Source organism: Flavobacterium sp. N2550 (genome assembly GCF_025947265.1).
GTDB classification, from domain to species: Bacteria; Bacteroidota; Bacteroidia; order Flavobacteriales; family Flavobacteriaceae; genus Flavobacterium; species Flavobacterium endophyticum.
The window spans coordinates 262,494-286,201 of record NZ_CP110007.1 but is presented as its reverse complement, the minus strand read 5'-3'; the positions used below and the strand labels follow the sequence as shown (position 1 = coordinate 286,201).

The following is a 23,708-nucleotide window of genomic DNA, read 5'->3' as shown; positions in this document are numbered from 1 at the left end:
GGCTTTTTGTTTTATTATAGCTTATTCTTTTTTCTTTTTATTAAAAAGGCCTTTGATTCCTTCCGAAACTTTAGTTTTTACATCTTCCTTGGTAGGATTCGTCTGCGTTTTAGTTGTATCTTTTTTAGTACCGCCTAGCAGATTTCCTAAAGCGTTGGTTCCTTGAGTAACCAATTTGTCTTTTTGGGTTTTGACTAATTGCGTCGCTAGTTTGGTAACAGCCTGTTCTATATCTGTCGAGACTTTTGGGTTTTTAAAATTACCCGTAAGTATAGCCGTTATAGGAATGTTTTCTAATTTGTTAGCTTCGGCAGGGCTCAGTTTTGCTATTAATTTATTTGCTTCTGTTCCTAGATATTTTGCAGGAACATCAAATTTCAGGTTGTAATTCATAGACTGGTCAAAACCGTGTTGTCCGCCAACATTTATCTTGATGTCTTGGTATTTGATATCGAAAGGTTTCACGTTTACTTTCCCATCTTTAAACGTAAGATTTGCTTTTAGGTCGTTTAAATTTAATTTCTGCAGGTCGATGAATTTTACTTTTTCATCAAGCTTGTTCAAAACGGCAGAATTTTTTGAGTTTATTGTAGTCGAAAGCAATTGCCCGAACAAATCGCCTGAAAGCGTATTGAGGTCTGGCGACATTGTTTTTGCATCCAAATTACCAGAAAGCTTGATGGTTGAATTCAGTTTTCCGTTAATTGCATCGGCAATCGGAGCAATTTTCTTCAACATGTCCAATTGACTAAACGTCTGATTGATATCTACCGTAGATAAGCCCAAATTCATATTAAATGTAGGTACTTTGCCTTTTGTAGAAACATCTCCCGTGGCTGTGATTAATCCATTGAAAATTGAAGTTTTTAGATTTTGGAGTGAAACTGCTTCGTCTTTTACGATAATTTTCCCAGAAACGTTTTTAAGGTTTAAGTTGTCATACACTACAGTGTTAGCAGACGCATTCAAGGTTACATTTAAAAGCTTTGGAATCTTGACAGCTTCTGTAGTTACAGTCTTATTATTTACCGTGGTTTCGGTTTTTGACATGAAATCTGATACCAAAAATTGGTTGGATTTCATCGTAAAATTTCCTCTCAACTCTTGGTTCTTGAAAGCATAACCCAAGAAGTTTTCTAAAACACCATTTACTTTTAAGTCGGTTTTTCCAGTCGTCATATCCAATTGCTGCAAATTGATTTTTTGGTTTGAAAATTGAGCGACAGCAGTATTGATTGTGTAAGCTTTTTTATCGGCATCGACATATTTGAAGCCTGAAATACTTGCGTTTCCGGCAGCTTGAATGTTTTGGTATTGATTTGTTTCTACCGACTTCATATCAAATTTAGTCTCAACATCAGCTTTCAAAATTCCCGAAAGCGGCGTATCTAATTTTACAGGATACGCTTTGGAGACATTTGCAAGATTCACGGTTCCTTTTAATTTGGCATCTACCAACGGATTTTCGACGATGTTTTTTACATTCGCCTGTACATTGAACACATCCTGATCGATTCGGAAAGAAAGCTTGTCAAGGTTTACATACGTATCGTTCAGTATTCCTGTTTCGTTGATAATTTTTGTGTCGATTACGATATTTTCAACTGATTTTGGAAGGTCAGGATATTTGAAAGACGCATTGTTTGAAGCAATAGCCAGATTGAATTTTGGAACGGTCTTGTCGCTATACAAACCTTTTGCAAATCCAGAAACTTTAAAATCGCCAGTTGTTTTAACGGTACTCAGGTTTCCGGCATAGGCTTCAGGAATAACGCCTAAGAAATTTTTAAAGGAAGAAGTAGGTGTCTTGAAAGTTAGGTCGTATTCTTGTCCGGCATCGACAATCTGGATAAATCCGTTAAATTCTAAAGGCAATTGATTGATCAAAGCTTTATTGTCTTTGAACGTATATTTGCTGTTTTCCAAATCAATTCCTAATACAGCGTCCAAATCCAACTTGATGTTTTTCATATAATTGGTCTTGTCCATATCGAGAGAAACCTTTGCTGTAGTTTTGGTTGTCAAATCCAATTTTGAAGCGGCAAAATTTCCTTTTCCTTGGTGATTCAGGCTGTCGATGACCATTTTGACTTTGGAACGTTCGTCAAAGTAAGTAAAACGCAGGTTTTCTATTTCGTAATTTTGGACGTTCATAGCAAAAGGCTTGCTTTTAGAATCCTCCTTTTTGTCTTTCTTGTCTTTTATAGCGATATCAAAATTCCCGACGCCGTTTTTGTCAAAAAGAATATTAATCACGCCGTTTTTTGAAGAAAAGGATTCGATATTCATCGGCTCTCCTTCACTTTTAAAAAGTTCTTTGATAGACATTTTTAGGTTTACTTCTCCGGCATATACCAAAGTGTCGCCTTCAAACGGAGCCTTGTTGATGATGCTTAATTTATCAATGGTAACGTTCGCACGCGGGAAGTTCTTGAATAAGCTCAAGTCTACATCGTCAAATGCGACTTTTGCGTCTACATTTTCATTAATTGATTTCAGGACCAGTTGTTTGATCTTGTCTTTGAATAAAAATGGCGCTGCAGCTAATGCAATGATTATTACCAATAGAAATATACCGACGGCTTTTAAAATCTTTTTTAACATAATAAATTTATTTATTTAGCGAAATTATAACAAAAATTAAACCAATATCCTTAATAAAAGTATAAATAAGAAAAACTTTAAAGAAGTAAAATCTAAAATTTGATGTTTTCGAAATGTATAAATAAAAAATATCAGAGTTTTTGGCCCTGATATTTAGTTTTGTCGTTAAAATAAATTATTTAATATTGATCTCGTAAGGCATTAAGGCCTGCATTCCTTTTTGAGCGCTCATTCTTCGAATCTGCTCGATCATCTGGTAGTTTTCTTCACCTACCTCTTCTTTGATAAAGCTTTCTTTCGATTGCATGAAGGGCATACCACCAAAAATATCTGCAAATTTCTTCTCGTATTCCGGATAATCGGCAGTCTTGTAGTCTTTGATTTTGGCCAATTTTGCGGCTTCTTTTATGGCATCATTCATGTTTCCAATTTTGTCTACCAATCCGATTTTAATCGCATCCGCTCCTGTCCAGACTCTTCCTTGGGCAATAGAATCGACTTCTTCAAATTTCATGTTTCTTCCTTTAGCCACACGGTCAACAAAAACTTTGTAGATGTTTTCTACGCTTTCTTGAACCATGCTTCTAGTGTTTTCGTCTAAAGGAGTGAAGATGCTATATCCGGCAGCATTTTGGTGTGTTTTTACTTGTTCTGTATGAATTCCGATGTTGTTCGTCAGTTTTGTAATGTTTGGCAACGTACCGAAGACACCGATTGAACCTGTAATAGTGGTTTCTTCTGCAAAAATCTTGTTGGCGTTACAAGCGATATAATAACCTCCGGAAGCGGCCAGGTTCCCCATAGAAACTACGACAGGCTTTACCTTTTTAGTCAACTCGATTTCTCTCCAAATCAAGTCGGAAGTCAAGGCGCTTCCACCCGGACTGTCGATTCTCAAGACAATGGCTTTTACCTTTTTGTCGTTTCTAGCTTCTTGTAAAGAACGTCTCATCGAACCTTCGCCGATAATATCAACATCGCCTTCGCCGCCAAGAATGGTTCCTTGCGCATAGATGATGGCAATAGTGTTTTCACTGCTTGGTTTTTTTCCTACGGTCGAGTTTTTATGCGCATAATCGATAATGCTTACCGTGTTATACTCTTCGTCTTTTTTGACTTTAAGCGCTTTTCTGATACCGTTGTGGTATTCGTCTTCATAAGCAATCTTGTCAATCAATTTTTCTGCTTTTGCCATTTCTGGCGTTCTTGCCAAAAGTCCGTTTGCAATTTCATTTAGTTTTTCAACCGGAATTTTTCTGCTTTTTGAAATATCAGCAGCAACCGAATTCCAAACCGAATTTAATAAGGCCGAAATCTGCTCGCGGTTGGCTTCGCTCATTTCATTCGCTAGATAAGGCTCGACAGCGCTTTTGTATTTTCCGTGGCGGATAACTTCCATCTTAACGCCAGTTTTTTCTTGAAAATCTTTGTAGAACATGACTTCAGAAGAAAGTCCTTTGAAATCCATTTCTCCAACAGGATTAAGATAAATCGTATCGGCAACAGAATTTAGGTAATATTCTTTTTGGGTATACGAATTGGCATAAGCCACGACAAATTTCCCTGATTTTTTGAAATCTTCTAGCTTGTCGCGAAGCGCTTTGCTTTGTGCCATTCCTAATAATGACATATTGTTTAGGATGGAGATTCCTTTGATCTTATCATCCGTTTTTGCCGCATCAATTGCGTTTAGCACATCAGAAAGACCGTTTGTCTTTTCTTCATTCAAAAAGCTGAAATCTTCATATAAGAATTTCCCAGCATAGTCGTTTGTGACTTCTTCGAGATTCAGTTCTATTACCGAATTGTCTTTTACCACAACCGTCTTGGAGTCGTTACCGCCAAATAATGCGGCGATGATTATAAATCCAAAAAATAAGACAAATAGGAAAACGAATAATCCGATTACGGTTGAAAGTACATTTTTTAAAAAATTCATAGTATTGTTATTTCTTTATAGGTCACATAAATATCCAAAAAGTTACAAATTTCGACCTAATAATTTCGGATTGCAACTTAAAAATGTGCTTTTGTGTGAAATAGTTTTCCTTAATTTGCAATCTATGAAAATACAGCATCAAGCCATATTATCTATCGGAAGCAATCAAGGCGACAGGCTTCAGAATATTCAGCAAGCTATCGATTTGATTCACAAAGAGATTGCTACTGTTGTCAGCGTTTCAAAACTTTACGAAACACCGTCTTGGGGTTTTGAGGGCGATGCTTTTTTCAACTGTGCGATATTGGCCCATACTTGTAAAACAGCTTCCGTGATTCTAGAGGAAATCTTGAATGCTGAATTGGATCTGGGAAGAGTCAGAAATGCAGGCGCAAGGTATCAATCTAGGACAATCGATATTGATATTATAAGCTTTGACGAAGAAATTATTGATGCTGAAAATTTAAAAGTACCGCATCCGCACATGCAAGACCGAAAATTTGTCTTGCTGCCGATGAACGATTTGAAGTCTGATTTTGTACATCCCAAGCTTAATAAAAATGTTGTTGAGTTATTGCGGGACTGTAAAGATGAATCGGATTGTAAAGTCGTTTCTGATTTGAAATCGCCTGTAGCAAAATACCATTTCGACCATTTCAATTATATCGCCATCGAAGGAAATATTGGCGCTGGAAAAACAACGCTTGCTCACAAAATTGCCGAGGATTTTAATGCTAAGATTGTCTTGGAAGGTTTTGCAGACAATCCTTTCCTCCCGAAATTTTATAAAGACCAAGCCCGATATGCCTTTCCGTTAGAAATGTCTTTTTTGGCTGACCGATACCAACAACTGTCGCATGACTTAGCGCAGTTTGATTTGTTTAAGGATTTTATCGTTGCAGATTACCATATCTTTAAATCCTTGATTTTCGCGAAAGTTACGTTAGGTGAAGACGAATACCGATTGTACAAGACGCTTTTTGACATAATTTATAAAGAAATGAAAAAGCCGGATTTGTATGTCTACTTGTATCAAAATACAGAACGTCTGCTAGAGAATATAAGGCTGAGAGGCCGTTCTTATGAACAAGAAATTCCGGCAGAATATCTGGACAAGATCAATAGAGGCTATCTCGATTATATAAAATCTCAAACCGACCTGAATGTCTTGGTTATTGATGTTTCCGATAAAGATTTTGTCAAGAACCAATACGATTATCTTCAGATTTTAGATGAAATCGAAAGCAAAGCTTTTTCGGGAAAACGATAAGGTTTTAAAAATTCAATTTTTGAAACAAATCCCAAACTACGATTCCGGCACTTACCGAAATGTTCAGCGAATGTTTGGTGCCTAATTGCGGAATTTCTATAGTGCCTTGGCATTTTTTAATCGCTTCTTGAGAAACGCCTTTTACTTCGTTTCCAAAAACCAAAGCATATTTTTGATCATTTTCCGGAATAAATTCTTGCAGAGAAATAGAATTTTCTACTTGTTCAATTGCCATGACCGCAATATTTTCTTTTTGGAGGCTGTCAATAACTTCTAAAACATCTTTGGCGTATTCCCAAGAAACAGTTTCCGTTGCGCCAAGAGCCGTTTTGTGGATTTCTTTGTTTGGAGGCGTAGCCGTAATGCCGCAGAGATAAATTTTTTCAATCAAAAAAGCATCGGCCGTCCTGAAAACGGAGCCGATATTGTGCAGGCTTCGGATATCGTCTAATACGATAATTAGTGGTGTTTTTTCGGCCTGCTTGAAATCTTCGATACTTTTTCTTTCTAATTCGCTGTTGGCAAGTTTTCTCATAAATGCAGATGCAATACTATTAGTTTTTCTATTTTAGCAAAAATAATTTAAAAATCCGAATACTCTTGGCCACGAAAGATAAAACTCCGAAAGAAACTCCATTAATGAAGCAATACAACGAGATCAAAAGGAAATATCCTGATGCTTGCTTGTTGTTTAGAGTGGGAGATTTTTATGAAACTTTTGGCGAAGATGCGATCCGCGCTTCTAAAATTTTAGGAATCGTGCTCACAAAAAGAGGCGCTGGCTCTGAAACCGAAACAGCTTTGGCTGGATTTCCGCATCATTCCTTAAATACCTACCTGCCTAAATTGGTAAAAGCCGGATTGCGAGTTGCGATTTGCGACCAGCTTGAAGATCCAAAAATGACAAAGACTATCGTAAAACGCGGCGTTACCGAATTGGTGACTCCTGGCGTTTCTATGAACGATGAGGTGCTTCAGTCAAAATCAAACAACTTTTTGGCTTCAATTTATTTCGGAAAGAGAATTATAGGGATTTCTTTCTTAGATGTTTCTACGGGCGAATTCTTAGCCGCGCAAGGCAACGAAGAATATATTGACAAGCTGTTGCAGAATTTTAATCCGAGTGAAGTACTTATTCCAAAACAGAATAAGAACGATTTCAAAGAATTGTTCGGCGAAGACTATCATAACTTTTATCTCGAAGACTGGGTGTACAAAGAAGATTATGCTTTCGAGACGCTAACAGGTCATTTTCAGACCAATTCTTTAAAAGGATTTGGAATTGAAGAATTGCCGGAAGGAATCATTGCTTCAGGAGCGATTTTATATTATTTGTCAGAAACGCAGCATAATAAAGTCCAGCACATCACATCAATTCAACGAATTGCAGAAGACGCTTATGTTTGGATGGACCGATTTACGATTCGAAATTTAGAACTGTATCATAGCTACAATCCAAACGCAGTAACCTTGCTAGATGTTATCGACAGGACGCTTTCGCCAATGGGAGGCCGTCTTTTGAAACGTTGGCTGGCGTTGCCGCTAAAAGATGCGGATAAAATAAAAGGACGCCATGAGGTGGTTTCTTATTTAAAAGAAAATAATGAGGTGCTGAAAAGCATCCAATATCAAATAAAACAGATTTCCGATTTGGAACGTCTGATTTCAAAAATAGCCACTGGAAAAGTGTCGCCTAGAGAAGTTGTGTATCTAAAAGATTCGTTAGATGCCATCATTCCGATAAAAGCATTGGCTCTCGAAAGCCAAAATGTTGCGGTCAAGACGATAGGAGACAGCCTGCACAGTTGCGACTTGTTGCGAGAAAAAATCAAGACTACGTTGAATCCAGAAGCTCCGGTTTCCATCAATAAAGGAAATGCAATTGCGAAAGGCATTCATGCTGAATTAGACGAATTGAGAAGCATTTCGACTTCTGGAAAAGAATATCTAGAAGGAATCGAGACAAGAGAATCTGAAAGAACAGGCATTTCTTCTCTTAAAATTTCTTTCAATAATGTTTTCGGATATTATATCGAAGTCAGAAATGCACACAAAGATAAAGTGCCGGCCGAATGGATCCGTAAGCAGACTTTGGTAAATGCAGAGCGTTATATTACGGAAGAACTAAAAGAATATGAAACCAAAATTCTTGGAGCCGAAGAGAAAATTCACCAATTGGAAAGCCAACTTTTTGAACAATTGGTCAATTGGATTTCGACGTATATAAAGCCTGTACAGCTCAATGCTAACTTAATTGCCCAGTTAGACTGCCTTACGTCTTTTACGCAATTGGCCATCGAAAATAATTATGTATGTCCTGTTCTAGATGATACTTTTGAATTGGAAATAAAAAATGGACGTCATCCGGTAATCGAAAAACAGCTTTCTGTTGGAGTTCCTTATATTGCTAATGATGTCTATCTAGACAGAGATACCCAGCAAATCATTATGATTACAGGACCTAATATGTCGGGTAAATCGGCTATCCTGCGTCAAACAGCATTGATTGTATTGTTGGCACAGATGGGAAGTTTTGTCCCGGCCGAAAGCGTCAGGATGGGTGTCATAGATAAAATTTTTACAAGGGTAGGTGCATCGGACAACATTTCGATGGGAGAATCTACTTTTATGGTCGAAATGAACGAGACGGCTTCGATCTTGAACAACCTTTCCGACAGAAGCCTGGTACTTTTGGATGAGATTGGTAGAGGAACAAGTACTTATGACGGAATTTCTATCGCTTGGGCTATTGCCGAATACCTGCACGAGCACCCTGGAAGGCCAAAAACATTATTTGCGACACATTATCATGAGTTGAACGAAATGACCGAAATTTTGGAAAGAATCCAGAATTACAATGTTTCTGTAAAAGAATTAAAAGATAATGTGCTTTTTATCCGTAAGTTGGTAAAAGGAGGAAGTGCCCATAGTTTTGGTATTCATGTGGCTAAGATGGCCGGAATGCCTCAAACGGTAATCCAAAAAGCACAGAAACTGCTGAAAAAACTTGAAAAAGATCATTCAGGAGAAGCCTTGAACGGTATAAAGCCGTCTAAGGACGAAATGCAACTGAGTATTTTCAATTTAGACGACCCGCTTTTGGAGGAAATAAAAGAAGAAATATTGAATTTAGACATCAATACCCTCACGCCAGTGGAAGCTTTGATGAAGCTGAATGAAATCAAGAGAATGCTAGTAAAAAAATGATTTGGATTTAAAGAATACGTTATCAGAAAGTTATATTTTTTATCTTCTTTTTTTGAAAAAAGTTCTTGTATAATTGAATTAATGTATTAAATTTGCATCCGCAATACGGTTCAAGTGTTGCTGTTCTTACAAATCAGAAATGCGAAAATAGCTCAGTTGGTAGAGCGCGACCTTGCCAAGGTCGAGGTCGCGGGTTCGAGCCCCGTTTTTCGCTCAAATTAAAGTCCATGCTCGGATGGTGAAATTGGTAGACACGCTGGACTTAAAATCCAGTGAACAGTAATGTTCGTGCGGGTTCAAGTCCCGCTCTGAGTACAAAAAGCCCCTAACTTAGGGGCTTTTTTATTTTTATAAGTTAAATATTCCTTGCTTCTAGGGATTTAAATCTTGAATTTTTTAAAAAAATGCCGAGCCTTGTTGTAAGAGGTTTGATTGGCTAAAGCTTATTACTGACTTTGATGAATCCATGTTGCATTCAAGAGGGGATGGATTCTGGAGAGGGTTTTGGAATGCGATAAAACCTGTTGCTAAGGTTGATGCTATTGATGCTGTAAAAGGATTTTTAGAGGGCTTATTTGGCGGTATTCATGGAGTTGTAGCTGGAGCATATGGCGGCGCATTGATTGGTGGCTTGGAAGGTTCGGCAGAAAAAGCTCTTAAAGGAATCTGAGGATGGATTACGGACTAATAATTCTTGTAATAGAAAAAATGATGGCCTCTTTGTGGGGTTTTTATTTTTATTATTGATTTATTTTTACTTTAGAATTGAAGGTCATTTGTGTGAAAGAATTTAGTATTTATTCTTACATTTGGCGCATCAATCATTAAGCGGGTAAGAATTAGTTACTTTTAATCACTTAGTGGGAAAGCCTCTCTTTCGGGAGGCTTTTTTGTCTTAAACACTCTATTTAATTATTTTATGGGCGCATTTGTTATTAGCAAGAAAGACGAAGATCATTACAAGTTTGTGTATACTTCTCGAAAAGGAAAAATCGTCTTTACGAGCATGACTTATGAATTAAAAATGGATTGCGAAAGCGATATTGAAATCATTAAAGCGAATGCTGAAACAGCACTCTGCTTGAAATTCAGGGCTTCAAGCGGTAAATATTTTTATAAGCTGATCATTAACAGCAAAATTTATGCTGTAAGCAGAAAGTTTAATACCGAACTGCGATTGGCGAAAGGAATTTCAGAAGTGGCGCTTTATGTTTCAAAAGCAGAAACACTTGATTTTACGGGGGCTGATATCTTTGCAGACATAGACTAAGGTTGTTAAATAATAAGCATAAAAAAACCCCGCTAAAAGCAGGGTTATTTTTTTTACTGTTTGCTAATTATTGTTTAGCAGGAGCAGCAGTTTCAGCTTTAGCAGCTTCAACTTTAGCTTCTTCAGCAACTTTAGTGCTATCAACAGTAGCTTCAGCGTTTACTTCAGCAGCTTCAACAGCTTGAGTAGCTTCAACTTCTGTAGCTTCAACAGCAGCCTCTTCAGCTGGTTTTTCAGTTTCTTTACAAGAAACAAATGCCATAGTAGCAACTAATGCTAAGCTTAATACAACTTTTTTCATCTTACTAAATTATAAAGGTTAATTATTAATTCGGAGCAAAGATATAAATTTTTTAATATCTTAAAATATTTATTGTAATTTTTTTTAAAAGATTTTTTTTAAAAATAAATTCCTTGAATTACAAGGGTTTAAGCGATGTCTTTGTGATTTAAAACTTGTTAAAAATGACAACAGCTATGATAATTCGCCAAATTCTGAAATTTAAGAGCTCTATTTTCGGTAATTCTTAAATTTTATGGCGAAAAACTGTGAATTATTTCTTTCCTCCAACGATTTTCATCTCGTTAATCAGGTGTTTCGCCCCAGCATATTTGTCAATAATAAAAAGAACATATCTCATGTCGACCATTATATTTCTGCAGATGGCAGGGTCATAATAAATATCGCTCATTGTTCCTTCCCAAACGCGGTCAAAGTTGAGTCCTATCAGATTTCCTTTTGCATCTATCGCAGGGCTACCTGAATTTCCTCCCGTTGTGTGGTTGGTCCCAATAAAACAGACTGGCATTTTTCCTTTTTTGCCGTACTGGCCGTAATCTTTTTTGTTGTACAAGTCAATCAGCTTGGCTGGAACATCAAATTCATAATCGCCAGGAATGTATTTTTCCATCACACCGTCTAAATAAGTCGTATGGCTATAAGTTACTGCATCGCTTGGCGAATAGCCTTTTACTTTTCCGTAAGTAACACGCAGCGTACTGTTGGCATCTGGGAAAATTCTAGCCTCTTTCGGACTCAATTCTAAAATACCTTTCATATAAGTGCGTTGCAAAGCCGCAATCTTTAGGTTGATTTCATCGTATTTCGGACTTACTTCTTTAAGATAGGTGTCAGCCAATGATTTTACGAACTGGTAGCCTTTATCCGCATTGATTTTGGCCATAACAGCTTTTGCATCGCCAGAAAGTAATTCTTTTAGTCCTTTGTAGCTTGTGAGTTTTGAATCGTAAACTCTATCGGTCAATTTTTTGTAATCTGCATTTTTCAAGGTTGCTGGCAAAAATTGCTTAGGCGCTTTGGTCGCATACAATTCGATCAATTGCTCAAATACTTTTTCGTCTACAGTAGCATTAAAATCTTTATAAGTTTCTTCTAGAGCCTTGATAGTTGCTTCTTTTCGATCTTTAAACGATTGCTCTCCTCTCGAATTGTAAACCTGCTCTAATTGATAAAGTCGGTAGCCGATTGTTAGCAATTCTGTATTTCGCAATACAACTTCTGTAAAATAATCCCTGCTTAAGGCATAAGGAGCGATTTCGGCATAGTTTTTTTCGAAGTCAGCAAACAAGTTGCCGTATTCCGCTTGTTTTCCCGCTTTGTTTACTTTTTCCAAGAACTCTTTTTCAAATTTTTTCTTGATCTCAATAGCATTTGATTTTTTCAAGCCTTGAGTCTCGCCGATCCATTTTTTCCAATAATTGGCAATACTTGCATATTTTGAAGCATATTGAATCTTGATAGCTTTGTCTTTTCTCATGAATCCGTCGGCCACTTTTAGCGCTTTGTCGCGGATTTCAATCTTCGCTGGATTCAAATTGTTTACGATTTGCTCAACCGCAACAGATGGAAGGTATTCTGTAGTTCTTCCAGGATAGCCGAATACTAATGTGAAATCATCTTCTTCCACGCCTTTTATAGAAACAGGCAAAAAGTGTTTCGGCGTATAAGGAACGTTATCTTTTGAGTAAGCAGCAGGACGATTGTTTTTATCGGCATAAATTCTGAATAATGAAAAATCGCCTGTGTGTCTTGGCCAAACCCAGTTGTCTGTGTCGGAACCAAATTTGCCTATAGAAGAAGGCGGAGCACCTACCAAACGTACATCTTTATAACTTTCTACAACAAATAAAATATATTGGTTTCCTTCATAAAAGGTACGAATTCTATTTTCCTGCCATGCTTCTTTTGGAGATGATTTTGTCAGCGATGCAATGTTTTCTTGGATTTTTTTCTGCTTTTCTGCTTCTGAAGAAATGTCAGAAACACCATTTAAGATTTGAGAAGTTACGTCTTCAATTTTTACGATAAAAGTTACTTCTAAATCAGGATTTGGCAGTTCTTCTTCTAAGCTCATCGCCCAAAAACCATCGGTCAGATAATCGTGTTCTACCGTAGAATGAGCTTGGATTTCTCCGAAACCGCAATGGTGATTTGTCAAAAGAAGCCCTTTAGAAGAGATAACTTCCGAAGTACAGCCGCCGTTAAATTGCGGTACTGCATCCTTGAGGCTTGATTTGTTTACATCATAAATATCGGAGGCCGACATTTTCATTCCCAGATTTTTCATTTCTGTTTCATTCATCCCTTTCAAAAGCGATGGAATCCACATTCCGCCTTGCTGTGAATAGGCAGGAAGAACCAGTAAAAGGACAAGAAGTCTTAAAAATTTCATAGATAACGATTGAAGTTTAGTGGTTGCAAGTTACAATTTTTGTGTAAAAAGCCGAATTATTTAACGATTCTCGAATTTTTAGTTGTTTTTAAACAAGACTGTTTTTTACCGTCAGTTTCATCAACTTGCGGTTGTGAATTGCAAAATCTTTAGATAAATAGAGTTTCTGGGCAATCTCATTATGGCCTTCGACTTCGAGATAAATAATTTTCAGCGAAAGCGCAATAGCTTCCTGATGAATAAAATCTAAGGCTTTTTTTCCGATTCCTTTTCCGCGTGCTTTGCCGGAAATATACAATTCATCTAGGAAGGCAATCGTCCCTTTGTATTCAAAGCTAAAAACGAAAGTCAGGATTACATAGCCCACGATTTCATCATCCGAATAAATCAGCCATGCTCTTCCCAAATGTGGATTTTCTAAAAACTCTAAAAATAAAGCTTTTGAAATTGCAATGTCGATCGGGTAATTGTCGATGGCATAAAATTCCTGCATCATCGGAACAATAGTATCGATGTCTGAAGTGTGTAAAGGTTTGAATGTTGTCATGGTTTTGTTTACAGATTTTTCAAGATAACTTCTGTCGCGTTTTTATTCATCTGTACGAAAGTGCTCGAGATATGTCCTTTTTCAAAGCGTTCGTCTTCGTTTTGGATTAGAAGAGAAAGCGTTTCTTCCAATTCTTTTTTGTTTTTCACAGAAATACAGCCGCCCATATTGACTAAAGCGACAGCTTCTGAAAACTTTTGGTAATTAGGGCCGATAACAATCGGAATCCCAAAAGTAGCAGGTTCTAAGATGTTGTGCAGGCCTGAAGTTCCGAAGCCACCTCCAACATACGCAATATCAGCATAACTGTAAATTTTAGTCAAGATGCCGATGGTGTCAATGATAAAGACATCGTAATCGGCTAGATTTTTGTTTTTTAGTTCTGAAAATAGAATAGTTTTTTTTGAAATACTATTTTTCAGTTCGCTAATCTGTTCTGGCTTGACATTGTGCGGAGCGATGATAAATTTTACGCCAAAAGAATTGGTGTTTATAAAATCTAGCAGTTGTACTTCGTCTTTTGGCCAAGTGCTTCCACAGACGATTGTCAATTGATTGTTTTTGAATTTTTCTACGAAATCTAGCGAATTGTCTCTTTCCAAAATTTTTAAAACTCGGTCAAAACGCGTATCGCCGCTTACTTTTACATTGTTAAATCCAATCTGTTGCAACAATAGCTTGGAACTCTCATTCTGTACGAAAAACTGTTTGAAAGCAGTGAGTGCTTTTCGGTAAAATCCGCCATACCATTTGAAGAAAACTTGGTCTTTCCTGAAAATTCCAGAGAACAGATAGGTAGGAATGTTTCTTTCTTTTAAGGCATTGAGATAATTGGGCCAATATTCGTATTTGATAAAAAAGGCCATTTCGGGATGGACTAATTTCAGGAATTTTTCTGCGTTGCTTTTTGTATCCAAAGGAAGATAAACGATTACATCCGCAACTGTAGAGTTTTTCCTGACTTCATAACCCGAAGGAGAAAAGAAAGTCAGTACGATTTTATGGTCTGGGTACAGTGTTCGAATTTTTTCCATCACAGGAAGACCCTGCTCAAACTCGCCGAGAGAAGCCGAATGAAACCAGATGGTCTTATCTTTTGGCTGTATTTTATTGCCTAAAGTCTTAAAAACATTTTTTCTTCCCTCAACAAAAAGCTTCATTTTCGGATTAAAAAAAGCAACCGCCTTTAAGGCAAATCCAGTGATGATTACCAGTAGATTATATAGAAAAAACATAAGTCTGATTTTGAATCGCTAAAATACGCTAGTTTCTAGAAATTTCATTGGTTGTCCATCATTTTATTAGTAGTTTTGCTTGTTTTAAATTTAATTTAGATGAAAAAAATTCAAATGGTTGACCTAAAAGGTCAATATGAAAATATAAAAGAAACAGTAAACAATTCTATTCAAGAAGTTCTAGACACCAATACTTACATTAACGGTCCGGAAGTTCATAAATTCCAGAAAAATCTAGAAGAATATCTTGGCGCAAAACACGTGATTCCGTGTGCAAACGGTACAGATGCTTTGCAGATTGCCATGATGGCGCTGGATTTAAAACCTGGCGATGAAGTAATCACCGCTGATTTTACTTTCGCAGCAACCGTTGAAGTTATTGCACTTTTGCAACTGACTCCAGTTTTAGTCGATGTAGAAATCGACACGTTTAATATTTCTGTTGAAGCAATTAAAAAAGCAATTACGCCAAAGACAAAAGCGATTGTTCCGGTACATCTTTTCGGACAGGCTGCCAACATGGAAGCTATCATGCAGTTAGCTCAAGAGCATAATTTGTATGTAATCGAAGATAACGCTCAGGCAATTGGTGCGAATTACAGATATTTCGACGGCAAAAAAGAAAAAGTAGGAGTTATAGGCCATGTCGCTTCAACGTCGTTCTTCCCGTCTAAAAACTTAGGCTGTTATGGAGATGGCGGTGCTATTTTTACAAACGATGATGACTTGGCGCATAAGCTTCGCGGTATCGTAAACCATGGAATGTATGTACGCTACCATCATGATGTGGTTGGCGTAAATTCACGTTTGGATAGTATTCAGGCAGCAGTCTTAAACGTAAAGCTCCCGAAACTAGATGAGTACAATGCGGCAAGGCAATTGGCGGCACAAAAATACAGCCAGGCTTTGGCAAATCATAAAAATATCGTTACCCCGTATGTTGCAGGTGAAAGAGATTCGCATGTTTTTCACCAATATACGTTGCGTGTTTTGGATGCCGATAGAGATGGCCTAATGCAACATTTGTTAGACAAAGGAATTCCATGTGCAATTTATTATCCGATTCCGTTGCACAGCCAGAAAGCGTATTTGGATGTCCGCTATAAAGAAGAAGACTTTCCGATAACCAACCAATTGGTAAAAGAAGTAATCTCATTGCCGATGCATACAGAGCTGGATGACGAGCAGATCAAATTCATAACAGATTCGATTTTAGAATTTTTGCAATAATTGATACAAACCGTGCACTTTCGCGCCATAAAAATAAATTAGAATGAAAATACTAGTTACGGGAGGATTGGGCTTTATCGGTTCTCACACAGTCGTAGAATTGCAAAATGAAGGCTTTGAAGTGGTAATCATCGACAATCTTTCCAACGCCGAAGAAAAAGTTTTGGAAGGCATTATAGCAATCACCGGTAAAAAGCCAATTTTTGAAAAACTGGATTTAAGAGAAAAAAACTCAGTAAAGGAATTTTTCACAAAGCATGCCGATGTAGCCGGAGTAATTCACTTTGCAGCGTCAAAAGCAGTAGGTGAATCGGTTGAAAATCCGCTGCTTTATTACGAAAACAATATCAATGCGCTAGTGTATCTATTGCAGGAATTGCAGCAAAAAGCAGATGCTAGTTTTATTTTCAGTTCGTCTTGTACCGTTTATGGTCAGGCAGAAAAAATGCCTATTACCGAAGATGCTTCTGTACAGCCAGCAATTTCGCCTTATGGCAACACCAAGCAGATAGGAGAAGAAATAATACAAGATGTTGCCAAAGTATCAAATATAAGGGCAATCTTGTTGCGTTATTTTAATCCGATAGGAGCGCATCCGTCAGCAGAAATAGGTGAATTGCCTATTGGTGTGCCCCAGAATCTAGTGCCTTTTATTACACAAACCGGTATGGGATTGAGAAAAGAACTGTCTGTTTTTGGGTCTGATTATCCGACTTCTGACGGTACCTGTGTCAGAGATTATATTCATGTGGTTGATTTGGCGAAAGCGCATGTTATTGCTTTGAAAAGGCTTATCGAGAATAAAAACGAGGCCAAAGTCGAAGTTTTTAATGTTGGTACTGGAACAGGCAGCACAGTTTTGGAAGTTATTCAATCTTTTGAAAAAGTCAGCGGACAGAAATTGCCTTATAAATTAGTCGATAGGAGAGAAGGCGATGTGATTGAAGCGTATGCTGATACGCAGAAAGCTAATAAAATATTAGGCTGGAAAGCTGAATCTACTTTAGACCAAGCAATAGAAAGCGCTTGGAAATGGGAAAAGAAAATCCGAAGCTAAAAAAATAAAAACCCGCAAGTCACTTGCGGGTTTTTTTTATGATGTAACGATAAATACTAAGCAGAAAAAGTTGCTGCGTTTTTATCAATCTTATTGACTAATCCGATCAAGACTTTCCCTGGACCAACCTCTGTGAAAGAAGTAGCGCCATCGGCAATCATCTGCTGAACAGACTGGGTCCATTTTACTGGGGCTGTTAGCTGCGTGATGAGGTTTTTCTTGATTTCAGCCGCATTAGAAACGGCACTTGCTGGAACGTTTTGATATACCGGACAGATTGGTTCTGAAAAAGTAGTGTTTTCAATAGCAGCAGCCAATTCTTCTCTAGCAGGTTCCATCATCGGTGAATGGAAAGCACCTCCGACAGGAAGAATCAGGGCACGTTTTGCACCAGCTTCTTTCATAGCTTCGCAGGCTTTTTCAACAGCTTTTGTCTCGCCTGAAATGACTAGCTGTCCAGGACAGTTGTAATTTGCAGCAACCACGATACCGTCAATAGAAGCACAGACTTCTTCAACAATATGATCTTCTAGTCCTAAAACGGCAGCCATAGTCGAAGGAGTAATTTCGCAGGCTTTTTGCATTGCCAGCGCTCTTTGCGAAACCAATTTTAGTCCGTCTTCAAAAGACAGTGTGCTGTTGGCAACCAAAGCAGAAAACTCGCCTAAAGAATGTCCTGCCACCATTTCTGGCTTGAAATTATCGCCTAGTGTTTTTGCAAGAATAACGGAATGTAGGAAAACAGCAGGTTGTGTTACCTTCGTTTCTTTTAGTTGTTCTGCTGTTCCTTCGAACATGATATCGGTAATCCTAAAGCCTAAAATGGCATTGGCTCTTTCAAATAACTCTCTTGCTAATTCTGATTGTTCGTAAAGGTCTTTTCCCATTCCTGTGAATTGGGCGCCTTGACCTGGAAATACGTATGCCTTCATTTGTTCTCGGTTTTGTTATGTCGCAAAAATACTATTTATTCTCAATATCGTATTGATTTATCTTAATGTCAAAATATTTGGTGTCATACATAGGGCTCATCGAAAAAAAGAATTTCTTTCGAGCCTCTGCTTCGGTCGGAAGCGATACGCAGTGCAGGTCTTTTTCTAAAATTTTCCATATCATTTCGGTACAGAAAAATTTTTCGTCATCGTCAAAATTTCCTTTATGGTCGAAAGGAATATGCATAGCCAAATACTTTTGCGCTAATTGGGAAATTTTAGCGCCCATGTCTTTGTCGCAGTTTTTAGCGCGGGTGATGATGATTTTATTTGGGAAAGAATATTTCAAGAAATCACCGATTGGCTGTGCTTGCAACCCGTCAATATTCGTCACATCTGAAGACAAGGAATGGACTACATATAGGGAATCGTTGTGTTTTATAATTATGCCGGCATGAGTTACATCTATAGTTCCTGAGTTGAGTTCTTTGGAAATATAGTCGCTGAAAAAGCCGAAACCTCTACGCAAGATAAAATCGCCTTCCTCAATTTTGGCAAGTTCTTCATCGGAAAGACGCGTCACAGCTTCATTTTTTAGGATGGCTTCCTGTTCCGATTTTCGGTCAAAATAGAAAAAAAGCTTATAGGCGATAACAGCCAAAATAAAAAGCATTGCCGAATAAAAGATAAGTTTCTTCATTGCGACAATGCTTTAAATTAATTAATGTGTTTTATTATTCTGCTACTGTAGAATCAGCAGGAGTAGCAAGAGAATCAACAGGAGCAGCTAATGAATCAGTAGCTTCAACTTCGCCAGCTGGAGCTTTTGCGCCACCTTCTTTATTTGCGTTTTCTTTGTCGATAGTTACTTTCCATTTTCCGTCAACTTTCACCAAGTTAAGTGTTTGCTCAGTTCCTGTAGGCTCTTTTGTACTCGTTGTTTTATATTTTACTGTTGCTTTATCATCAGTTACTTCAGAAGAAATGATTTCTACTTTTGCATCAAGTTTCTTCATTTCGTCTTTTTTACCAGCTACCATAGATTCCATCATTCCGATTAAAGAAGCTGTTTGCTCGTCGCAATATTCTTTTGCTTCTGCGAATTCTCCTTTATTTACGTGATTTAGGAATTTTTCTGCTACCGCTTCTGGGTTGCTGTCGTTAGAACATGAAACGAAAAAACTGAATGATAAAAATCCTAAGATTAAAAATGCTTTGCCAGCGATACTTCTGAAAGTGTTTGTCTTCATAAATTGATTTGTTTAGATTTATGTAAAAGTAGAATTTTTTCAGATATTACAAAGAGACGGACTCAAAATGTTTTGTACAAAATAAAAAACTGACCTTGTATGAAGGTCAGTTTGTAAGCAGAAGCCCGGAATTTACAGTACAAAGTAAGCGTTTTTAACGGGCTGGATATGATGGAGTTCCGTTTCGGGTTTTTTAATGTGGTCTTCAAATTCGTCGCGAAATTCGTTTACCATCTGCACTAAATTCTTTTCAATCGTACTAGAGATAGCAGTCATTGGCGTATCAGTCGGCCTGTTTTCGAATGGATCTTGCAGATGGATAGCCATTTTTTCAATCAAGAAGAAAGCAGCACCGATCGTAGTCACCAAAGGAATCTGCAACCAGCCTATTAAATCGGTCAGTCCAAAAGGCAATAAGATGATAAACAAGCAGAGCGTGAATCGGATGTACATACTATAGGTTGTTGGGAAAATCGTATTCTTGATTCTTTCGCATTTCCCCATAGAATCGCATAAACGTGTCAGCGTATTGTCTATTTCGACTTGCTGGTAAGTGTTTATTTTTCCTTGCTCATTGGCCTTTTTCAAGTCTTTGGAATGCAAAAGCAGTATCGCATTGGGAACATGCTTGTGCTTTTTGACATATTTAAAATCTTCATCACTCAAGATTTGCTTTACAGATTTTAAAGGATCTTTTCCACGAAGCGACTGGCTCAAGCTATAACACCATGCTGCTTGCCTTTTGGCAAAATTTTCTTTGAAGTCATTAGCTTCTACAGAAAAGTCAGGGTCTTTGTAAAAGGCGATAACTTGTCTTATCAGTGTTCTGGAATCGTTTACGATCGCACCCCAAATAATTCGAGCTTCCCACCAACGGTCATAAGCTTGGTTGGATTTAAAAGCCAGCAAAAGAGAAATGATTGTTCCGATAATTGTTGGAATAGCAATCGGTATATTAATGGCATTAGCTCCGTAATAATTCAGAAAGATTTCAAACGAGATAACATATAGGATGACTAGGAAAAGCTCGATCTTGATTTTTCCTAAGACATATTTCATGGGTATTTTCTTTTTTAGTAGCATATAATATTGTTTTATTTCTTATTAATTTTTCATGGCTTTAGACGATTTCTTCATATAAAGACAACACCGGTAGTCCAAAGCTTTCATTAATGTTGATTTCCTTATTTTTCATCTTGATCTTTTTAGGTTTTCGGGTTTCTATCAAAAGATTGATGTTGTTTTTTGTGATGGCTTCGGTCAGCAATGGTTGGATTTCTTCTGGTTTTTGATCACTAAAAATTTTAGCTTGGCTCACGATTCTGAAATCAAAATGATCTTGAATTAATTCTTGTAAGTCTTCAATCTGTAATCTTGATTTTGTCTGTTCCAGATACATTGCTTTGCTTAAATCTTGTTCTTCAAAATTTGGACATAAATGAAGAATCGGGCATTTGCAATTGGACAGAATCTGTAGAAATTGACTGTGGATTCGCTTTTCGGTATTTTTATAAGAAGGCGTCAAGATGGCCAGCTCAATGTTGAGGTGCTCCATGAGATTTTTCATCACCGGCGCAGAAATTCCGTATTGATTATGAATTTTTAAAGAACAGTTTCCTGAAGCCGCAGTTAGCTCACGGCAAGTCGTTAAGATGCTTTTTTGCGAAACGCTCATGTCGCTTTTTATGTTTCTTAGAAAAGAAGCAGAAGAAAAAGTATCGGGAATTTCGCTAACTAATGCTAAAAAGATGGTACAGCTTTTTCCTCTCGATTGCTGGATAGCAGTCTTAACAGCATTAATAGTGTCTTGTTCTAATGTCGATGGTATTAATAGATTTTTCATATGTATAGTTTTTAATTATACATGCAAAATAAAGGGCTCGAGATTAGAACGGACTTAGATTAAAATTAGAATTTCTTAAGATTTTAGATTAGAATTTCTAATGTTGTTTTTATGGAAGGTGATATTTACGACGGTTCCTTTTCCAGTTTCAGACTGAATTTGCAATTCGCCATTGTGCATGCGTATGATTTTCATTGCTAATGGAAGCCCAAGGCCATAGCCGTTGTATTTAGACGCAATCTTTCCTCTAAAGAAAGGCTCATATAAATAAGGAATATCTTCAGGCGGGATACCGATACCGATGTCGGTAATGGCAATTTTAATCTTTGACTTGTCGGCCGAAAGTGTCACGAATACTTCGTCATTATCGGAATATTTTACGCCGTTAGAAATGATATTGTTCAAGGCGAGTTCCAGCAAAGGCCTATTGCAAGGAATAGTCAGCAGTGATTCGTCTTCAGGAATGTTGTGCAATTTGATATTGACACGATTGTCTGGAAACAAAGTGTCGATTGAAGCTTTGGCTTCCAAGAGCAATTCGTCCATTCGAGCAACATCTAATACTTGTTTCGTACCATCGTAGCCAGTTTGGGTTAATTTCAGCAAGCTTTCAGTCAAGTTGCCAAGTTTTGAAGCCTGTCTGTTTATGTTTTCCAGAGAATTGACATATTCTTCAACCTCTCTTTCTTTCAGGAGCATGATTTCGGTTTCGGCAATGATTGTCGTTATTGGCGTTTTCAACTCATGCGAAGCATTGTTGATGAAATTGGCTTGTATTTCGAATGAAGTTTCCAATCGGTCGAGCATGTCATTAAAAGTTTTCGTAAGATCCGAAATCTCGTCATTTCCTTCAACGTCTGGCAGTCGGTTATGAAGATTTGAGGCACTGATTCTTTTAACATCTTTCGTAATCCGTGCCATAGGATCGATAACGCGGCGGGCCAGAAATCTTCCGAAAAAGTAAGCCAGGATTAGGAATCCCATGCCTCCGAAAACTAAAATCTGTACGATATAAATAGCGCTGGTATTGCCGCGACGGTCTTTCGCCGTAACGATTACCATATATTTTTGTCCCGATTCTTTGAAAATCTGTCCGTAATAATAGCGATAATCTTCTTCAATCCAGCTAGAGCCGGTCTTCATTATTTCCGCATAGAAATCAGGCGGGAGATGTAAGTCGGTATTGTATTCAAAAGTATTTTCGCCATTTACTTTCAGTACATAATCTTTTTCTTCGACTAGTTCTTCTAAGCCTTCTTTTTTAAATTCTTGAAAATAGCGCGTCTTAAGCGGGTCATTCTGGTAATAAATGGAAGAAGCGATTTTTGCCCGGTCCTGTAATCTTTTCAGGAAATAATACTCGTTATTTTGCTTAAACAGAAAAAAAATAACGGCACTCAAAAGCAGCGTGCTGAAACAGGAAAGCGCAATATAAGTAACCGTAATTTTTTTTCGTATCTGCATCCGGATTTATGGTTTTATGACATATCCAAGACCTTTAATGGTATGGATGAGTTTGTTTTGATAAGGCTTGTCGATTTTGTTTCGCACATAATTGATATACACATCGACAACATTCGTGTTCATGTCAAAGTTGATATCCCACACATTATCCAAAATCTTTTCTCGCGAAAGAATAACTTCGGCATTTCGGGCTAAATACTGTAATAGCTTAAATTCTTTTGCTGTTAGCTGAATCTTTTCGCCATTTCTTTTTACGGTTTTTGACCGAGAATCAATTTCCAGATCGTCAATGACTATAGTGTCGTTTGGCTTATGATCTTGGTTGGATCGTCTGGCAAGAGCGCTGATTCGGGCTTCTAGTTCGGAAAATTTAAAAGGCTTTGCAAGATAATCGTCGGCTCCTGCATTTAGTCCAGTTACGATGTTTTCTGTCGTTCCTAATGCGGTCAACAGTAAAATCGGCACAAAGTTTTTTGAAGCCCTTAACCGTCGACAGATTTCAATCCCGTTAATGTCTGGCAGCATGATGTCTAAAATCACCACGTCGAAATTATGGTTATGGATCATTTCAAGAGCCGTGGTTCCATCGAGAGCAACGCTTACCTCATTGTTTTTTTCAGAAAGTCCTTTTCGAATAATCGATAAAAGATTAGGTTCGTCTTCAACAATGAGTAGTTTCATGAATGGTTAGATTTAGGGTGCTCAAAAACAAAAATAGAGATTGAGTTCTTAAAATTTTGTAAAATAAAAATCTTAACCGTCGCTTTTATGAAAATCATAAAAATAAAAGTTATTTGCTAGGGTATCTTTAATGAAGCGTCAGATGTTTTTGTAAAAGCTCAGAGCTCCCGACGGGCATTTGTTTACCGTATCAATAATTTTCTCTGTAGTTGAACCGTCAATTTTAATCCAAGGCCTCATTTTAGGCTGAAAAACATCCGGATTGTTTTTTACGCAATTTGTCGAATGAATGCATTTTTCGGCCTGCCATACAACTGTTACTTCACCATTTGAATATTCTTTTTTCTCTTCCATGGCGTTCTTTTTTTTTAGCTACTTATAAAGATAAAAAATTATCCATAATTTTCTAAAAGAAATCTGCTGTTCAAAAATTGTAACATTTTTCTCATTCACAGACTTATTATAAAACCAAAATAGAAAAACAAC

The 23,708-nt window shown here is 37.4% G+C and carries 21 protein-coding genes and 2 tRNA genes; 8 read left to right on the top strand and 15 right to left on the bottom strand.

All coding sequences use genetic code 11. The annotated features are described in order from the left end of the window. Positions 1-21: 21 nt before the first annotated feature. Positions 22-2,604, bottom strand: coding sequence for an AsmA-like C-terminal region-containing protein (locus OLM56_RS01255; protein ID WP_264528056.1), 2,583 nt, complete (start codon positions 2,602-2,604; stop codon positions 22-24). 175 nt (positions 2,605-2,779) lie between these two features. Continuing rightward, on the bottom strand, positions 2,780-4,543 hold the full coding sequence (gene sppA, locus OLM56_RS01250; protein WP_264528055.1) for a signal peptide peptidase SppA: 1,764 nt from the start codon (positions 4,541-4,543) through the stop codon (positions 2,780-2,782). Between the two features lie 124 nt (positions 4,544-4,667). Here sppA and folK point away from each other — a divergent pair, with 124 nt between their 5' ends. Then, on the top strand, positions 4,668-5,813 hold the full coding sequence (folK, locus tag OLM56_RS01245) for a 2-amino-4-hydroxy-6-hydroxymethyldihydropteridine diphosphokinase (RefSeq protein ID WP_264528054.1): 1,146 nt from the start codon (positions 4,668-4,670) through the stop codon (positions 5,811-5,813). A 4-nt stretch (positions 5,814-5,817) separates the two neighbouring features. Here the strand turns inward: folK and OLM56_RS01240 are convergent, their stop codons facing one another. Then, a complete protein-coding gene (locus OLM56_RS01240; RefSeq protein ID WP_264528053.1) occupies positions 5,818-6,348 on the bottom strand; it encodes an RNA methyltransferase in 531 nt (176 codons plus the stop codon). 65 nt (positions 6,349-6,413) lie between these two features. Here OLM56_RS01240 and mutS point away from each other — a divergent pair, with 65 nt between their 5' ends. The 5 genes from mutS to OLM56_RS01215 all read left to right on the top strand — a co-directional run bounded on the left by mutS (position 6,414) and on the right by OLM56_RS01215 (position 10,290). Then, positions 6,414-9,020: a DNA mismatch repair protein MutS gene (gene mutS, locus OLM56_RS01235; protein WP_264528052.1), complete on the top strand. Its 2,607-nt coding sequence runs from the start codon at positions 6,414-6,416 to the stop codon at positions 9,018-9,020. Positions 9,021-9,161: 141 nt separating this feature from the next. Further along, positions 9,162-9,234 (top strand) — tRNA-Gly (locus tag OLM56_RS01230). A gap of 15 nt (positions 9,235-9,249) precedes the next feature. Beyond that, positions 9,250-9,335, top strand: a tRNA-Leu gene (locus OLM56_RS01225). Positions 9,336-9,486: 151 nt separating this feature from the next. Then, complete coding sequence (locus tag OLM56_RS01220) at positions 9,487-9,690, top strand: hypothetical protein (protein ID WP_264528051.1); 204 nt, start codon at positions 9,487-9,489, stop codon at positions 9,688-9,690. Positions 9,691-9,939: 249 nt separating this feature from the next. Next, on the top strand, positions 9,940-10,290 hold the full coding sequence (locus OLM56_RS01215) for a DUF1508 domain-containing protein (RefSeq protein ID WP_182492799.1): 351 nt from the start codon (positions 9,940-9,942) through the stop codon (positions 10,288-10,290). A gap of 67 nt (positions 10,291-10,357) precedes the next feature. On the opposite strand, the gene OLM56_RS01210 is transcribed toward OLM56_RS01215, so the two are convergent. The 4 genes from OLM56_RS01210 to OLM56_RS01195 all read right to left on the bottom strand — a co-directional run bounded on the left by OLM56_RS01210 (position 10,358) and on the right by OLM56_RS01195 (position 14,765). Then, positions 10,358-10,591 carry a hypothetical protein gene (locus tag OLM56_RS01210; RefSeq protein WP_170148746.1) on the bottom strand — a complete coding sequence of 78 codons (234 nt, stop codon included), beginning with the start codon at positions 10,589-10,591 and terminating at the stop codon, positions 10,358-10,360. 253 nt (positions 10,592-10,844) lie between these two features. Next, complete coding sequence (locus tag OLM56_RS01205) at positions 10,845-12,983, bottom strand: S46 family peptidase (RefSeq protein ID WP_264528050.1); 2,139 nt, start codon at positions 12,981-12,983, stop codon at positions 10,845-10,847. Between the two features lie 88 nt (positions 12,984-13,071). Next, a complete protein-coding gene (locus OLM56_RS01200; protein WP_264528049.1) occupies positions 13,072-13,530 on the bottom strand; it encodes a GNAT family N-acetyltransferase in 459 nt (152 codons plus the stop codon). A gap of 8 nt (positions 13,531-13,538) precedes the next feature. Continuing rightward, positions 13,539-14,765, bottom strand: a complete 1,227-nt coding sequence (locus tag OLM56_RS01195) for a 3-deoxy-D-manno-octulosonic acid transferase (RefSeq protein ID WP_264528048.1) — start codon at positions 14,763-14,765, stop codon at positions 13,539-13,541. 99 nt (positions 14,766-14,864) lie between these two features. Between OLM56_RS01195 and OLM56_RS01190 the strand changes: the two genes are divergently transcribed. Continuing rightward, positions 14,865-15,995: a DegT/DnrJ/EryC1/StrS family aminotransferase gene (locus tag OLM56_RS01190; protein WP_264528047.1), complete on the top strand. Its 1,131-nt coding sequence runs from the start codon at positions 14,865-14,867 to the stop codon at positions 15,993-15,995. Between the two features lie 43 nt (positions 15,996-16,038). After that, complete coding sequence (gene galE / locus OLM56_RS01185; RefSeq protein ID WP_264528046.1) at positions 16,039-17,052, top strand: UDP-glucose 4-epimerase GalE; 1,014 nt, start codon at positions 16,039-16,041, stop codon at positions 17,050-17,052. Positions 17,053-17,108: 56 nt separating this feature from the next. On the opposite strand, the gene fabD is transcribed toward galE, so the two are convergent. The 8 genes from fabD to OLM56_RS01145 all read right to left on the bottom strand — a co-directional run bounded on the left by fabD (position 17,109) and on the right by OLM56_RS01145 (position 23,576). Continuing rightward, on the bottom strand, positions 17,109-17,984 hold the full coding sequence (gene fabD, locus OLM56_RS01180; protein WP_264528045.1) for an ACP S-malonyltransferase: 876 nt from the start codon (positions 17,982-17,984) through the stop codon (positions 17,109-17,111). A 31-nt stretch (positions 17,985-18,015) separates the two neighbouring features. Continuing rightward, entirely contained in the window at positions 18,016-18,684 is a 669-nt protein-coding gene (locus OLM56_RS01175) for a YiiX/YebB-like N1pC/P60 family cysteine hydrolase (protein ID WP_264528044.1), read from the bottom strand. A 34-nt stretch (positions 18,685-18,718) separates the two neighbouring features. Next, positions 18,719-19,234: a DUF4878 domain-containing protein gene (locus OLM56_RS01170; RefSeq protein ID WP_121375241.1), complete on the bottom strand. Its 516-nt coding sequence runs from the start codon at positions 19,232-19,234 to the stop codon at positions 18,719-18,721. Positions 19,235-19,366: 132 nt separating this feature from the next. Further along, positions 19,367-20,317: a bestrophin family protein gene (locus OLM56_RS01165; protein WP_121375240.1), complete on the bottom strand. Its 951-nt coding sequence runs from the start codon at positions 20,315-20,317 to the stop codon at positions 19,367-19,369. Between the two features lie 37 nt (positions 20,318-20,354). Further along, a complete protein-coding gene (locus OLM56_RS01160; protein WP_182492793.1) occupies positions 20,355-21,077 on the bottom strand; it encodes a hypothetical protein in 723 nt (240 codons plus the stop codon). 75 nt (positions 21,078-21,152) lie between these two features. Beyond that, positions 21,153-22,541, bottom strand: a complete 1,389-nt coding sequence (locus tag OLM56_RS01155; RefSeq protein WP_182492792.1) for a sensor histidine kinase — start codon at positions 22,539-22,541, stop codon at positions 21,153-21,155. Positions 22,542-22,547: 6 nt separating this feature from the next. After that, entirely contained in the window at positions 22,548-23,222 is a 675-nt protein-coding gene (locus OLM56_RS01150) for a response regulator transcription factor (RefSeq protein ID WP_121375237.1), read from the bottom strand. Positions 23,223-23,360: 138 nt separating this feature from the next. Beyond that, positions 23,361-23,576 (bottom strand): (4Fe-4S)-binding protein, encoded by a 216-nt coding sequence (locus OLM56_RS01145; RefSeq protein WP_121375236.1) that lies wholly within the window; start codon positions 23,574-23,576, stop codon positions 23,361-23,363. Between the last annotated feature and the right edge of the window lie 132 nt (positions 23,577-23,708).